Raw genomic sequence first — 609 nt, 5'->3', positions numbered from 1 at the left:
CGTCGAGCAGGGTGTGCCGGCCCGCGCAGAGCACCACGTCGACGTCGGTGTCGCGGACGAATCGGGTGAGCATCGCGGTCTGGTTCATGCCGGCGCCGATGGCCCCGACGACGCCCTCGGAGCGGAGCCGTTCGAGGGCCGGGTAGCCCTCGCGGAAGGCCTGTTCCTCGTGGTCGTCGGGGTCGTGGAGGTAGACGACGTCCACACGGTCCAGGCCTAGGCGTTCCAGACTCGCCTCCAGGCAGCGGCGCACGCCGTCGGCGCTGAAGTCCCAGACGCGGCGGTGGGTGGCGGGCACGGCGAAACCGTGGGCGAGGTCGTCACCGCCCTCGTCGGACGGTTCGAGGCGGCGGCCCACCTTGGTGGAGACCGTGTACGTGTCGCGGGGCAGCTCCCGCAGGACGGCGCCCAGCCGGCGTTCGGCGAGACCGAGGCCGTAGTGCGGGGCGGTGTCGAAGGAGCGGATGCCCCGCCGCAGCGCCGTCCGCACCGCCTCGTACGCCTGCTCCTCGGTGACCGGGGTGTACAGGTTGGCGATGCCCGAGGTGCCGAGGGCGAGCGGGGTGATCTCCACACCGCTGCGGCCGAGTCCGCTGCGGTGTGGAGATC

Annotated in this window: 1 protein-coding gene; it reads right to left on the bottom strand. The window is 72.7% G+C overall.

The window, feature by feature from the left end; genetic code table 11:
• The coding region (locus tag LPA54_RS35110; RefSeq protein WP_228984654.1) for an aldo/keto reductase at nt 1-609 on the bottom strand (609 nt) is incomplete at both ends.

The organism is Streptomyces sp. DH12, assembly GCF_020873895.1.
In the GTDB taxonomy this organism is placed as follows: domain Bacteria; phylum Actinomycetota; class Actinomycetes; order Streptomycetales; family Streptomycetaceae; genus Streptomyces.
The sequence above is the reverse complement of the archived record's forward strand: the minus strand, read 5'-3'. Positions and strand labels throughout refer to the sequence as shown.